Below are 12,687 nucleotides of genomic sequence, written 5' to 3'. Positions count from 1 at the left end.
GGAACGGCTTCCAAGGCACAAGGTTACATTTTTTATTGCGCCGTCAAGGGCAGGCAGAAAGTGCATTCTGAACTTGAAGACAGAAATTAAAGTGTCGTATTCATCAAAATGACTTCCTGTTCGGGCATATTTTAAGAGATATCCGTTTTTAACCGGCATATCAATATCACCATTTTCGTCCAGCATTTGCATTGTTCCAACTTTGTCAAAACCGTGCTTTTTTGCATGAGAAAGATTCAGTTCCGTTGTCCATCGGTTTCCTGAAAGTCCGCAGGAGTCGAGCATAGTTCCATCTGTTGCTTTAATAAGGCTTGTAAGAAGTTCAGGATTAAGTACATCTTCGTCAGGGGCACCGAAAGAAACCTTAATTCCGACCTTTCCCTGTTTTTTCTGATTCAAGGCATTGTAGACTTTCATAAGTCCTGCCGCTGACACGTCACGGGTAAAGTAGACCTCAGGTGCATTTTTATCTTCTGTCTGATGAGAAAGCTTTGTTGATTTGCTTTGTGCTGAAAGAGGGGAGAGACAAAGCAAGATTAAAGCAGACATGGCTGTAAGTGTGATGTAAGTTTTATTTTTCAATTCTAGTCCTCCGCAATGCTATTTCCTACATGCTTTCCTTTAACACCTGTACAACTTCATCCTTTGTAAGAACTTTATAACCGCCGTCAAGAATAAAGGTTGCACTTGCAATGCCTTCGAACATATCTTCTGTAACGCCAAGTTCCTTAAGGGAAAGAGAAACGCCGATTTCCTGCATCCACTCTTTCATTGCTTCAAGTCCAGCTTCTGCAAGCTCCAGGTCACTTTTTCCGTCAGCAGAAACATCCCAGACATTTTTTGCAAAACGAACAAACTTTGGAAGACCTGCTTCAAGCTGAGTTTTATAGTATGCCAGGCTAACAGCACTCAGCGTCATTCCGTGTGTTGCGTCTGTGTAGGCACCAACAGCCTGTCCAATCATATGAACCATCCAGTCGGTACTCTTTCCCTTTGCAATGAGAGTATTAAGTGCCCAGGTCGCATCCCACATTATATTGCTGCGGGCTTCATAGTCTTCTGGATTTTTTACTGCGATTCGTGAAGCATGAATTACAGAGCGCATAAGGCCTTCTGCAAGGTAGTCGCTAGCTGAGTCATCGTTGCCCGAAAAATACTGCTCGCAGATATGATTAAAAATATCGTAAATGCCTGCAACCATCTGACGTTTTGGAACAGAGAAAGTAAATCGCGGATTCAAAATTGCAAACTTTGGAAAAACCTCTTCACCAAAAACGTGACCAATCTTAAGCTTCTGTGCATGGTTTGTGATAACCGAACCGCCGTTCATTTCGCTGCCGGTTCCTGCCATTGTAAGTACAGCACCTACTGGAATTATTTTATCACCAGGCTTAGGCTCTTCCATTTTGATGTAATATTTTTCCCAAGGGTCGCCGTCGTATGCCGCTCCAACTGAAACTCCCTTTGCATAATCGATGGTAGAACCGCCTCCAACTGCCAGAATAAAATCTACCTTTTCTTCGCGGGCAAGCTTACAGCCTTCTGCAAGTTTTTCGCTGGTAGGGTTAGGCATAACGCCCGGAAGCTCCACAATTTCCTTGCCGTTCTTTTTAAGGGCTGCAACAACAGCTTCATAAATTCCGTTCTTTTTGATAGAGCCGCCACCGTAAGTAAGCAGAATCTTTTTGCCGTATTTAGGAAGCTCCTGATCCAGATAGTTTAATGAATCTTCCCCAAAATAAAGTTTAGTCGGGTTTGAATAAGAAAAATTTCCAAGCATTTTATACCTCTTTTGCATTAGTAACGCTATGTCACTTAAGTAAAGTGTATGGCATAAAAGGTGACTTGTCAACACTAAAAAGCATTATTAGTGACAAAAAGTTATTTATTAAAAAAAGCGTGAGGGATTGGAGCACCGCCGGAGGCGTTCCAAAGCGTAGCATAGCGTAGCGGCGGAATGAAGCGATAGCGTAAGTGCGCAAAGCCCGGCGTACCGAGTTTTGCTTGCAAAACTCGGTAAGTGAGCGCTAGCGAACGTCGCACGCCCAAAAGGCGTATCGAATGGAAAAACTTACAATTAAAGTTTATGGCAGCGGTTGCAAGGGATTCTTAAGTGTAGCAGAAGTTAAATTAAAGAGCGGATTTAATTTTCACACAACATTCAAAAACACATCTGTCGGTTTCTTTAATGTGAATATAAACTTTGCCTGGGGCTTCTGAGTCTTCTTTTTTGTAAACCTTAAGAATCTGTCCTTCTTTGCTTTCTCCGGTATAATGAACTTCAAGATCTGTAATTTCGTGAGACTGCAGAAAATCATCCGAGAATACGCAAAGGGCAAGTTTAATATATTCAATATTATTCATGTGATGTGACATATCAATCTGAGAGGAACGAATCTGCTGCTCAAAGATAAACTCATCATCTGAAAAATCAGAAGGGAATCGTTCGAACGGCTCGTTAAAAACAGCCTCCGGGAAATTCTCTTTTGGATATGGAAGATTTGTGATTTTTAGCGGCCGATGATTTTCCAGACTCAAAACACAGGCTTCCTGATTTGCAACAAGAAGAGTATTGCCCTTTTTATCAAGGAACTGTGTATTAACATGAGTACGCATTCCAAGATTATCAATAGGAAATGTACGGGCTGTAATGATTTCGCGCCAGTCTGGACGACGTTCAAAATGAACTTTTGTTTTTGTGAATACCCAAAAAGCATTGAACTTTTCGCGGTAAATTACACCATCGCAGTCCATTGCATTAAAACTCTCAGTAAGATTATCCTGTACAAGTAAAACAGACTGAGCAACTCCCATCCGAACAGATGAATCAATAAATGCAGAAGAAATCTCCCGCTCAGCTTCAAAAATCAAGTTTTCATTCATAGATGATATAATAGTATTTTTTTAAGATATCGGAAAGTCCACCATAGTCTTCGCACTGAACTCGCGGCAGGGCATTACTGTCACTTTCAGAATTTACAAACAATTTACATAAAGCATCTATAATTTTTAACTTCTTAAACTTATACTAAAATCATGATAACTGTAGTAAGTCAGATTTTAGGTTTTATTGGCTCCCTTTGTCTTCTGCTTTTTGGAATGGAAATGCTTTCAAACGGTATTCAAAAAGGAGCAGGAAGCAGCCTTCAGACTTTGCTTCATAAGATTTCAGGGAACAGATTTACGGCGGTTCTTACTGGACTTGCGGTTACTGCAATCATTCAGTCTTCGGGCGCAACTACAGTAATGGTTGTCAGCTTTGTAAATGCGGAGATTATAAGTCTGACTCAGGCCATTGGAATTATTTTTGGTGCGAACATTGGAACTACAGTTACTGCATGGATTGTCTCTCTTTTTGGTTTTTCATTCAGTATTGAAGCGGCGGCCATTCCTTTGTTCGGATTTGGCTTTATCCTTAAATATTTTAAGAAGCTCAAGATTCACAATTTTTCTGACTGCTTTATGGGCTTTGCCCTTCTCTTCATGGCGCTTGGACTGCTCAAAACTTCCATGAATTTAAAGCCTGAATCCGTCAGCTTTTTGCAGAAATTTCAGGATTTGAATTTTGCAGGCCTCTTGCTTGGAGTTTTGATTGGAACTGTTTTTACGGCCTTGATTCATTCATCTTCTGCTACAACGGCGATTGTACTTACAATGTCGGCAAACGGTTCTTTGCCATGGGAGCTTGGGGCCGCAATGGTTTTAGGAAGCAATATCGGTTCTACTGTGGACGCGGTTATGTCATCCTTTGGCGCAAGCGTGAATGCAAAACGCACAGCTGCCGTTCACGTGGCCTTTAATGTGACGGGAACTTTTTTAGCCCTGCTTTTCTTCCAGCCATTTTTAGATCTTATTGATTTTATTGTACCAGGGCTTCCGTCTCAAAACATCACGAATCACATTGCCATGCTTCATACAGTCTTTAATATTTCTGCCACTTTGGTTTTTCTGCCTTTTGTAAAACAGATTGCTTCCATTACAGAAAAAGTTATCCATGAAAGTCAGAAAGAAAAAGATGCTCATTATAAAATTCCAATTATTCTTCCAAAAAACCATGTCAGTACAGATTTATATGCCATTCAAGTTCAAAAAGAAATTACAAAAATGGCTGGCCGCGTAATGGAAATGATGGATTATCTGAATCAGGGACTTAAGCAAAAAAAAGGAGACTTGTCTTTTTTAGTCGAAAAAATTAATGCGCAGGAAGAATATGTTGATGAAATGAATCATGAAATAACATATTTCTTGCAGAAATGTTCACGCTTACCGACTGCAAATCATAATGACCGCAACAATTTTGCCAATATGATTTCTGTAATTCAGAATCTGGAAGATTTGAGTGACGAATGTACTTCAATGATGCATTCACTTTGTAAGTTTAGAAAGGATGCGGAAGTTCAGGCTCTTGAAAATCAAACTTCCGAATTAATTGAATATTTTAATCAGGTTTTTATCTTTTATGAACACACTTGTACTTATATTGCCCTTGGTTTGTCAGAAATTGATAAAGTTCTTCTTTCTGATGTGGAAGACAAAATTGATAAGACTAAGTGGGAACTAAAAAAAGCCAGCCGAAAGCGAATTGAAAACGGCAGCAATGTAAAAGCCGAGTTGAATTATATGGACCTGGTTCGCAAAATTGAAAGGGCCGGCGACTGCACTTTTGGAGTAATTCAGGCAATTCAGCCTAGTTCCAGTGAAACAATTATTTCTGATGGTTCTGAAAAAAATCTGATTAGTGCACAGAATGTAATCATCAATACAAAAAGCAGAAAAGCTTTTGTTTCTGGCAAAGAAGTTCAGCTTGCTGTAAAGGAATATGAACTACTTGCTCTCCTGATGGAAAATAAAGGACAGATTGTAACCCGCGAACAGATTCTTGAATCTGTATGGAATTACGATAAGGAAATAGAAAGCCGAACGCTGGATGTTCATATCAGGCTGCTACGACAAAAGTTGAACAACACAAAACTTATTGAAACAGTCCGCGGAGTTGGATACAGAATTTCCTAGATTAAAAGCGGCAGATAGTATTTATAACGAAGGCTACCCTACTCTGCCCTGCGATTGCGGCGTCTACTTTTGCCTTTTGGGATTTTTTGGAAACCAGCCTTTTTCTACGCGCTTTTTCTGATAAAAGAATTCGATTATGCTCCAAAGGCTTGCCGCTCCAACAAGAGCAAGAATAGTGGACAAAAGTCCGCTGGTAAAGAGGGCTGCTGTTAAAAGGGCAGTTCCTGCAAGAGCAAAAATCCACCAGCAGCGCAATTTTTTCCTCATAGTTTCGGGCGTTCGCCGTTCGCTACGCTCACGCCGTCGGGCTTTTGCGAGTTCGCAAAGCGAACTCGTGACGAGAACGGCAAAGCCGTTCTCGCGGATTCCGCGCTAACCGCGCTCCATTCCTACGCTCAGTCATTCCGACGAAAGTCGAAATTCCTTCGCTTCGGAACGCCTGCGGCGTGACTACAATCCCTAACGCAAAATATCAAACACAGCCGTCACATCGCCTTTGCCCAGAATCTGTTTCAGCTCGGCTTGAGTAATACTGGTGGTTGAGCTTGTGGTCACTGAGCCTTGTCGAAGTGTCGAAACCACTTTTCCAAGGCGGGTAAAGTTCCAGCTGTTAGTGTCGTAGTAAATCGTGATTTGATTTCCCTGATACAAAATGATGTCGCCTGCTTCGGTAGTAATCTGCGTGTCGGTGCGGGGGAGTGAAGAGCCGAGCGAGCCGACTTTCTCAAAACTGCCGTAGTCATGCATGGCGACCGTGACCGCTCCCTTTTTCAGAAGTTCCGCAAACGCCACAGCGGATTTATTTTCGGCAAGTGTCGCGTTAAGCGTGTGCGTTTTTCCTGTGGCGTTCATGATTGTAATCGTGATGTTCATAGTGTCTCCTCTGGTGGTTGAGCCAGTCGAAACCACCGTGTCTGTATTCCCGCTTGCACAGGCGGTCGCGACAAGCAAAATCGATGTTAGCAAAAGCAAAATCAGTTTTTTCATTTTTGTTCTCCTCAGTCTAAAAGCATCCAAATGCCACCAACAAAACTCATTCCGCCAAAAATGATGGGGAAAAAACCATAGAAAAGCCCTCTCGAATCAGAAGTGTTGCCTTCTTCAAAATTCTCCAGTGCTTTTGGTGCTGTTAAGAAAAGCCCTATTCCAAAAACTATAACAAATACTGCAACGACTTTTCTGTTTGCCGCGTTTAAGTCAAAAAAGATTGCATATATCCCCGCAATCGCAAAAACAAGGCAGACAATTCCCCAACCTATGCGGGAAGCAATAGTCAATTTTTGCAGACATTTTTTTTGTTTCTTCTTTTTCATAATTTTCAAAATTGCCTATTGATTATAGCAGACTATTTGTTTTTGCGGTAGGGATTGAAGGGGCGCGAAGCGTTGCGCAATGAGCAGAGCGAATGAAGCAATGGAGTGCGGTTAGCGCGTAACCCCGCAAAGCCCGACCCCAACGGTGGTTGAGCGAAGTCGAAACCGCCGTTGGGGGACCGCCCCTATTTTCCTACTTCAAATACTTCCCGAAGAACTCTGCGAGCCTGTCAAACGGAATCGCCTTGGTTTCGCCACCGTCGTAAAGGTCGGTGTGGCTTGCTCCCGGCACGATGACAAGCTCCTTGTTGTCGCCCGTGAGCCGTTTGAACGCGTCCTCGCCCATGTAGCGGCTGTGCGCCTTTTCGCCGTGCAAGACCATGACTGCGCTTCGGATTTCGTCAGCGTATGCCATCAAGTGCGTGTTTGCAAGCGACATGAGCGACTGTGCCGCCCAGCCACCGTTTGAGTTGGGCGAACGCTCGTGGTAGCCGCGCGGTGTCTTGTAGTAGGCGTGGTAGTCCTTCACAAAATACGGCGCGTCGTCGGGGAGCGGATCAACAACGCCGCCCGTGCGTGCATAAGTTCCGCCAGACTGGAGTGCCTTGAAGTCCTGTGTGCGGAGGTCTGACATCTGCTTTCGCATCGCATAGTGCGCCGCCTCGTTTTTGGCTTCGTCAAAATAGCCGTCGATTGCCGTGCGGCTCAAATCGTACATCGTGCTTGCCACGGTCGCCTTTACTCTCGTGTCGATTGCCGCTGTGTTAAGAGCCATTCCACCCCAGCCGCAGATTCCAATTATGCCGATTTTTTCTGGGTCTATGTTGTCTCGGGTTGAAAGAAAATCTACTGCGGCCATAAAGTCTTCGGTGTTGATGTCGGGACTGTTCATGTAACGTGGCTCTCCGCCTGATTCTCCTGTGTAGCTTGGGTCAAAGGCCAGGGCGATGTATCCGCGGGAAGCCATCTGATTTGCATAAAATCCGGAAGACTGTTCCTTTACGGCTCCAAAAGGTCCGGAGATTGCAAGGGCCGCATTTCCTGTTGCGGCTGCTTCCGCTGGTGTGTACAGGTCGCCTGCCAGTTCAATTCCAAAATGATTGCGGAATGTAACTTTTGTGCGGGTTACATTTTCGTTAAGTTCAAAAGTGTAATGTTGGTCCCCCCTACTGATTTTTGCTGCTGTTGGGTCTGCCATAGTTTTCTCCTTTTTGCAGCCTGTAACTGTCAGAGCCAGTGCTGCCCCTGTGATTAAAAGTGATTTAGAAAGATTCATTTGATTCCTCCAGTTGTTTAGTGACACTTTGTCATTTATCTAAAGTGTATGGTATAAATGGTGACTTGTCAATGCTAAAATATGTTTTTAGTGACGAAAAGTTTCTTATATTCGAGCTCTATAATATATCAAAATTCTTACCTTTCTATACATTTTAAGATGGCAAAATTATTATCTTAAATTACAAGTCAACAATATTCTTAAAGTTTTTTGGTTTATTTATAATTGAAACTACGAATAGGCGGAACGCTTACAGATGCACTGGCAGTTGCAAATGAAAGTTTAAGTCATAATAACTCAAATGTAGTTGATACTACACTAAAAGTGGACACTAACAGGTAGAAAACTGTTGAAAAAAATAGGACAATAAAGACAGTTTTCTGCCATGGAGGTGTACACGGGAAAACAGCTAGTCCGCTGGAAAAAAAATTCCTTATAAAAACTTATAGAGCAAAAACAGAAGTGAAACTTTCAGACTTCTGTGAAATGAATGATGTTTCTGAAACATCCATGCGTAAATGGATAAAGCAGTATGAAGCAGGTGGAATAGAAGGTTTAAGTAGAGCCGGAGAAATGGGCGTTGTGCTACCCGAAGGAATAGACCGCACGGAGGAAAATTACAAAAGGGAAATTCTCAAACTCCGGATTGAGAAAGAACGGCTTAAAAAAAATATACAGTCCAGAAGACCGAAGATGGGAAGACTGTCTTTATACGTTTAAGTCCGAAGAATTCGAAATCATAAAATCACTTTCACATGAATACCCGATAAGGACTTTATGTGAAGTGATGGAGGTAAGTAAATCCGGTTATTACAATTGGTATAGCCGTAGCAGAAGAACATCTGAGTCTGATGAAGTTTCGCCCCTGATTCATCAGACCGAAAACAATATCCGCATTTTACTTTTTGTTAAGAAGGATGATGCTGAAGGATCAGATTTTTATTATATGGGTGATATGAAATATCACTCATTTGAAGATACTACAATGAATGGAAAAGATGGAAGAGTGCCGGTTGTTAATATTCAATTTGATATGGAAACTCCTGTACCTCAAAATCTTTATTCTTATTTGGAAGGTTAATATGAAGACAGTAAATGTAGTCGCTGCAATTATTATTCGTAAAGATTCAAATGGAAAAAAATATGTTTTCGCCACCCAGCGCGGTTACGGAGAATGGCGTGGCTTTTGGGAATTCCCCGGCGGAAAAATCGAAGCGGGTGAAACTCCACAGGATGCCCTTGTTCGAGAAATTCGTGAGGAACTTGCGACGCAAATCAGTGTGGGGGAGAAAATCGCCACGATTGAATACGACTACCCGACCTTTCATCTTTCCATGCAGTGCTTTACCTGCGAGGTGGTGAGCGGAAAGCTGGAGCTTTTGGAGCATGAGAACGCGGCCTTGCTCACGGCGGAAAATCTCCGGAGCGTGAAGTGGCTTCCGGCAGATGAATTGATATTAGACAAAATTGAGATACTTTTGCAGGGCAAAAAAATAGTAGGTGCGTCGAAAGATTTACACCCTTCCCACTGACGAAATCCTCCTGAAAAAAAGTGAGTGCTTTCCGTCTGGAAAATTTTGCACACAATCTAATTGTATCATATACTATTCTTGAGACAGGAGGAAACTATGTCAGATACAATCGTCATTTATTATTCCCTTGAAGGAAATGTTGATTTCGTGGCAAAAAAAATTGCTGAGAATCTTGGCGCGGACATCTTCCGCATTGAAACGCTGAAAGAATATCCCAAAAAAGGACTTTTAAAATTCTTCCACGGCGGAAAAGATGTGGTCTCAGGCGTAAAACCAGAATTCAAAGGCGAACTTCCTTCTCTGGAAGGCTACGACAAAATCATCATCGGTGCACCTGTCTGGGCGGCAAAACCCGCAGCTCCCCTCAACACTTTCTTCGACAAAGTAAATCTCTCCGGCAAAAAATGCTGTGCTTTTGCTTCCAGTGCCGGCGGAAACTCAAAAAAGTGCCTTGAAATCATGGCAGCCGAAATCGCAAAAAAAGGCGGCACAGTTGAAGCCTGCGCAGAATTCACCAATCCCCTGAAAAAGCCGGAGGCTGCCCTTAAAACGATTGCTGAATTTACCGGAAAATTATAATATGATCTTTCCATGGCAAAAGGCGAAGAAGATTTACGGGAAAAAACAGGGATTCCGCTCCTCTCTCTCAAAAATACGATGACTGGCGGGTCGGCCAGTGGAGGGAGGACGCGGACATGCTTCATAAAGACATTGCAAGGTCAAAATGCTTTCTGGCTGTCAAGCTTTTCTTTTCAGAAAATTCACTGGAAACAGCTGTCAGTGACAAAGTTCTCTTTAGCATAATCCAAGGCACAGTCCGGATAGGCAAGAACTAATTATTGGAATAAGATTTCCTACAACCTACCCTCACTTCAATCTCCTTGTCTGCAACAAGGCTTTCTGGTATAACATCACACTCCACGGCAATGATTTTTACTCCGGCGGTGTTGGCTTTCTTGAGGGCGTCGGCAAAATCTGGGTGGGTTTCTCGGTTTGGGGTAAAATATTTGCAGCCTTTCATCTGGACGATTATCAAAACCATACATTCATACTCACCACTTTTACTGAACGTGGTAAGTTCACGGACATGCTTTAACCCTCGTAGGGTTGGTGCATCGGGGAAAAGCGCAACGCCATCTTTTTCCAAGGTACAGCCTTTCACTTCGATAAGCATTTTGTGGGGGCTGGCAGTGAGGTCTTCATATTCGGCATAAAAGTCAAAGCGGGAGTCTCCTAGTGTGAATTCTGGTTTTAAAAGCGTGAGCTTTGGAAAATAAGTTTTGTTCTCGCGAATCCATTCCGCGGCCACTTTGTTGGGAGCCTGACTGTCCATGTTGATGAGGAGTGCGCGCGGTGGCTGCGAGGGGCTTTTTTGTGAAGGGGAGGCATTTTGCGGGGCAGGGGGATTTTTGGCTGGGCTTGCGCTTTCTTCCGTCACGATTTTTTCCACGGCAATCAAATCGTATTTTGTCTTCCGCGCGGGATTGTCACTTTCTTCAAGATAGACTGTGGCGTCTGGCACGAGAAGTTCCTTGCAGCGGCCGGTGTTTTTTACATGAACGGTTTGGATTTTTCCCTCCAGCAGAACATGGGCGATAAAGCGATTGGGACGGTCGAGGAAGATTGCTTTGTGAATGAGCTTGTATTGCATAAGGGTATTATAGCAGAAATGATAAATAAATTACACACCGTCGCTTATTGTCAATTTTACTAAACTGTGCTATTCTACCCCCATGTCTGATTTTATCCGCGCAAGAAGCGACGAACACAAGGAAGAACGACTTTCTCAAATTAAAGAAGCAACGGCAGAGCTTTTTGCTTCAAACCCTTATTCAGAAATTACCCTTACAACGATAGCCGAAAAACTTGGTTGGTCTCGTGCCAACCTTTATAAATACGTTACGACAAAAGAAGAAATCTTTCTGGAAATCTCCGCAGAAAAAATGTCGGTCTACTACAATGCCTTGCTTTCGGCTTTTCCGGAAGGCAACAATTTTACGCCGGATGTGATTGCAGAAGTCTGGGCTGGAATTTTAAATGCAAATCTGGATTACATGCGCTATGTTTCCTATCTTAATCCCGTGATAGAAACAAATGTAACGGTGGAGCGCCTTGCCATTTTCAAGAAGAAATATTACGACCTGGCCTATGCCTTCCGCGACAGGCTTGCAGATATGCTGCGAACCACGCAGGCCGCTGCCTACAAAATCCAGCTGGACGTATTGTTTTATGCTTCATCAAATGCTGTCTGCTGCTACAAAAATCCGCTGGTTCAGGAAGCACTTAAACAGATCAACATTACCCCTCCTCCAATGGATTTTTACCGCGACATTAAAGACTTCCTGAAAATGCGCCTGGCATGGAAAGAGTAAGTTTAGGATTACTCGCTGCAGACACGCCGGCTTAAGGCACAGCCTTCGCCGAGACTCGTTCAAAACGCTCCTAAGCGTCGCGTTTTGCCCCTGCGCGCCTCCCAGCGCTGCGGGTCACTCCCTACCTGCTTCGCCATCTCGTTTAGTCATTTTATCTCAGTTTGAATCATTAAATCTCTACAAAGCGTAGGTTGAATTATGTGCCGTCGGGTTGTAATGTGTAATTAACGCTAAACAATTCATGTATTCCGGCAGAATGCCGGCAGAACGCCGGCAGAAAAAAAGGAGAAATAATGACGAACCAGTACATTACCGGGGCAATGATTAAAAACCTTCGCGAACAAAAGAAACTTACACAGGCAGAACTTGCAGAAAAGATTTTTGTTACGGATAAAGCAGTTTCAAAATGGGAGACAGGCAGAGGCTACCCTGATATTTCCCTTGTGGAATCACTTGCAAAAGCCCTGGATATTTCTGTTATTGAACTCCTTTCCGGGAAAAATGTTATAAATACTAACAGGCAGAGCAACATGAACCGGGTGCAGTTTTATGTTTGCCCAGTTTGCGGAAATATTATACAAAGCACAGGTGAGGCTTTAATCAGCTGTTGTGGAATTACACTTCCGCCTCTTGAAGCTGAGCAATCCGATAAAAACCACTCCGTCCGTATTGAACGTATTGAAGACGAATTTTTTGTTTCAATCGAACATGAGATGACAAAGAATCATTATATTTCGTTCATTGCCGCGATACGCTCAGACAGTGTTGAAATACAAAAACTTTATCCTGAGCAGAATGCAGAAGCCAGCTTTAAAATAAGCGGGACAGAACAGATTTTGTTTTACTGTAACCAGCACGGACTTTATAAAAATTAACTTCCAGAAATAACGGTTATTCTCACGCAGCCACGCTGCCGGCTTAAGGCACAGCCTACGCCGAGACTCGCTCAAAACGCTCCTAAGCGTCGCGTTTTGCCCCTGCGCGTCTTCCAGCGCTACGGGTCGCTCCCTACCTGCTTTCCCCCGAATCTTCTGTCAGTACTCCTAACGGGGGAGGTGAAAAGAATCTCTACGGCATTCTGTTAATTGTCTTTAAAAAAAGAAAAAGCCGTCGCGGCTTAAGGCGCAACCTACGCCGAGACTCGCTCAAACCGCTCCTAGGCGTCGCGTTTTGCCCCTGCG

The 12,687-nt window shown here is 43.3% G+C and carries 16 protein-coding genes; 8 read left to right on the top strand and 8 right to left on the bottom strand.

Annotated features, from left to right (window positions below; translation table 11 throughout):
* From IJJ71_RS01690 to IJJ71_RS01680, 3 genes are all read right to left on the bottom strand, one after another.
* The coding region (locus IJJ71_RS01690; RefSeq protein WP_296844937.1) for a DUF362 domain-containing protein at positions 1-582 on the bottom strand (582 nt) is incomplete at its 3' end.
* Between the two features lie 25 nt (positions 583-607).
* Entirely contained in the window at positions 608-1,780 is a 1,173-nt protein-coding gene (locus IJJ71_RS01685; protein WP_296844936.1) for an iron-containing alcohol dehydrogenase, read from the bottom strand.
* Between the two features lie 350 nt (positions 1,781-2,130).
* Positions 2,131-2,883, bottom strand: a complete 753-nt coding sequence (locus IJJ71_RS01680) for an acyl-ACP thioesterase domain-containing protein (protein ID WP_296844935.1) — start codon at positions 2,881-2,883, stop codon at positions 2,131-2,133.
* Between the two features lie 153 nt (positions 2,884-3,036).
* Between IJJ71_RS01680 and IJJ71_RS01675 the strand changes: the two genes are divergently transcribed.
* A complete protein-coding gene (locus IJJ71_RS01675; protein WP_296844934.1) occupies positions 3,037-5,013 on the top strand; it encodes a Na/Pi symporter in 1,977 nt (658 codons plus the stop codon).
* Between the two features lie 63 nt (positions 5,014-5,076).
* Here IJJ71_RS01675 and IJJ71_RS01670 read toward each other — a convergent pair whose 3' ends face one another.
* From IJJ71_RS01670 to IJJ71_RS01655, 4 genes are all read right to left on the bottom strand, one after another.
* Positions 5,077-5,280, bottom strand: coding sequence for a DUF4491 family protein (locus tag IJJ71_RS01670; RefSeq protein WP_296844933.1), 204 nt, complete (start codon positions 5,278-5,280; stop codon positions 5,077-5,079).
* A gap of 192 nt (positions 5,281-5,472) precedes the next feature.
* Positions 5,473-6,000, bottom strand: coding sequence for a cyclophilin-like fold protein (locus IJJ71_RS01665; protein ID WP_296844932.1), 528 nt, complete (start codon positions 5,998-6,000; stop codon positions 5,473-5,475).
* An 11-nt stretch (positions 6,001-6,011) separates the two neighbouring features.
* On the bottom strand, positions 6,012-6,326 hold the full coding sequence (locus IJJ71_RS01660) for a hypothetical protein (protein ID WP_296844931.1): 315 nt from the start codon (positions 6,324-6,326) through the stop codon (positions 6,012-6,014).
* A gap of 193 nt (positions 6,327-6,519) precedes the next feature.
* On the bottom strand, positions 6,520-7,602 hold the full coding sequence (locus IJJ71_RS01655; protein WP_296844930.1) for an alpha/beta hydrolase: 1,083 nt from the start codon (positions 7,600-7,602) through the stop codon (positions 6,520-6,522).
* A gap of 366 nt (positions 7,603-7,968) precedes the next feature.
* On the opposite strand from IJJ71_RS01655, the gene IJJ71_RS01650 reads away from it, so the two are divergent.
* The 5 genes from IJJ71_RS01650 (at position 7,969) to IJJ71_RS01635 (ending at position 9,938) form a co-directional block, all read left to right on the top strand.
* Positions 7,969-8,322, top strand: a complete 354-nt coding sequence (locus tag IJJ71_RS01650) for a transposase (protein WP_367113204.1) — start codon at positions 7,969-7,971, stop codon at positions 8,320-8,322.
* 67 nt (positions 8,323-8,389) lie between these two features.
* Positions 8,390-8,683, top strand: a complete 294-nt coding sequence (locus IJJ71_RS14925; protein WP_367113203.1) for a DUF3427 domain-containing protein — start codon at positions 8,390-8,392, stop codon at positions 8,681-8,683.
* Positions 8,592-9,134 carry a (deoxy)nucleoside triphosphate pyrophosphohydrolase gene (locus IJJ71_RS01645; protein ID WP_296844928.1) on the top strand — a complete coding sequence of 181 codons (543 nt, stop codon included), beginning with the start codon at positions 8,592-8,594 and terminating at the stop codon, positions 9,132-9,134. Before IJJ71_RS14925 ends, IJJ71_RS01645 begins: the two co-directional genes overlap by 92 nt.
* A 96-nt stretch (positions 9,135-9,230) precedes the next feature.
* Positions 9,231-9,713: a flavodoxin family protein gene (locus tag IJJ71_RS01640; protein ID WP_296844927.1), complete on the top strand. Its 483-nt coding sequence runs from the start codon at positions 9,231-9,233 to the stop codon at positions 9,711-9,713.
* A gap of 12 nt (positions 9,714-9,725) precedes the next feature.
* On the top strand, positions 9,726-9,938 hold the full coding sequence (locus IJJ71_RS01635; RefSeq protein WP_296844926.1) for a hypothetical protein: 213 nt from the start codon (positions 9,726-9,728) through the stop codon (positions 9,936-9,938).
* A 28-nt stretch (positions 9,939-9,966) separates the two neighbouring features.
* On the opposite strand, the gene IJJ71_RS01630 is transcribed toward IJJ71_RS01635, so the two are convergent.
* Positions 9,967-10,785, bottom strand: a complete 819-nt coding sequence (locus IJJ71_RS01630) for a DNA/RNA nuclease SfsA (protein WP_296844925.1) — start codon at positions 10,783-10,785, stop codon at positions 9,967-9,969.
* A gap of 82 nt (positions 10,786-10,867) precedes the next feature.
* Between IJJ71_RS01630 and IJJ71_RS01625 the strand changes: the two genes are divergently transcribed.
* A complete protein-coding gene (locus IJJ71_RS01625) occupies positions 10,868-11,506 on the top strand; it encodes a TetR/AcrR family transcriptional regulator (RefSeq protein ID WP_296844924.1) in 639 nt (212 codons plus the stop codon).
* A gap of 293 nt (positions 11,507-11,799) precedes the next feature.
* Positions 11,800-12,381: a helix-turn-helix domain-containing protein gene (locus IJJ71_RS01620; protein WP_296844923.1), complete on the top strand. Its 582-nt coding sequence runs from the start codon at positions 11,800-11,802 to the stop codon at positions 12,379-12,381.
* Positions 12,382-12,687: the final 306 nt, after the last annotated feature.

Source organism: Treponema sp., assembly GCF_017430385.1.
GTDB lineage: Bacteria > Spirochaetota > Spirochaetia > Treponematales > Treponemataceae > Treponema_D.
Note: the sequence above shows the minus strand (reverse complement) of the source record. Positions and strands in the feature narration are given on the sequence as shown.

What these genes read in the sequence shown, in the direction of transcription:
- IJJ71_RS01620 (WP_296844923.1), top strand. Translation starts at nt 11,800, where the DNA reads ATGACGAACCAGTACATTACCGGGGCAATGATTAAAAACCTTCGCGAA.
- IJJ71_RS01685 (WP_296844936.1), bottom strand. Translation starts at nt 1,780, where the DNA reads ATGCTTGGAAATTTTTCTTATTCAAACCCGACTAAACTTTATTTTGGG.
- IJJ71_RS01665 (WP_296844932.1), bottom strand. Translation starts at nt 6,000, where the DNA reads ATGAAAAAACTGATTTTGCTTTTGCTAACATCGATTTTGCTTGTCGCG.
- IJJ71_RS01680 (WP_296844935.1), bottom strand. Translation starts at nt 2,883, where the DNA reads ATGAATGAAAACTTGATTTTTGAAGCTGAGCGGGAGATTTCTTCTGCA.
- IJJ71_RS01670 (WP_296844933.1), bottom strand. Translation starts at nt 5,280, where the DNA reads ATGAGGAAAAAATTGCGCTGCTGGTGGATTTTTGCTCTTGCAGGAACT.
- IJJ71_RS01625 (WP_296844924.1), top strand. Translation starts at nt 10,868, where the DNA reads ATGTCTGATTTTATCCGCGCAAGAAGCGACGAACACAAGGAAGAACGA.
- IJJ71_RS01640 (WP_296844927.1), top strand. Translation starts at nt 9,231, where the DNA reads ATGTCAGATACAATCGTCATTTATTATTCCCTTGAAGGAAATGTTGAT.
- IJJ71_RS01675 (WP_296844934.1), top strand. Translation starts at nt 3,037, where the DNA reads ATGATAACTGTAGTAAGTCAGATTTTAGGTTTTATTGGCTCCCTTTGT.
- IJJ71_RS01635 (WP_296844926.1), top strand. Translation starts at nt 9,726, where the DNA reads ATGGCAAAAGGCGAAGAAGATTTACGGGAAAAAACAGGGATTCCGCTC.
- IJJ71_RS01630 (WP_296844925.1), bottom strand. Translation starts at nt 10,785, where the DNA reads ATGCAATACAAGCTCATTCACAAAGCAATCTTCCTCGACCGTCCCAAT.
- IJJ71_RS01660 (WP_296844931.1), bottom strand. Translation starts at nt 6,326, where the DNA reads ATGAAAAAGAAGAAACAAAAAAAATGTCTGCAAAAATTGACTATTGCT.
- IJJ71_RS01655 (WP_296844930.1), bottom strand. Translation starts at nt 7,602, where the DNA reads ATGAATCTTTCTAAATCACTTTTAATCACAGGGGCAGCACTGGCTCTG.
- IJJ71_RS14925 (WP_367113203.1), top strand. Translation starts at nt 8,390, where the DNA reads ATGGAGGTAAGTAAATCCGGTTATTACAATTGGTATAGCCGTAGCAGA.
- IJJ71_RS01645 (WP_296844928.1), top strand. Translation starts at nt 8,592, where the DNA reads ATGGAAAAGATGGAAGAGTGCCGGTTGTTAATATTCAATTTGATATGG.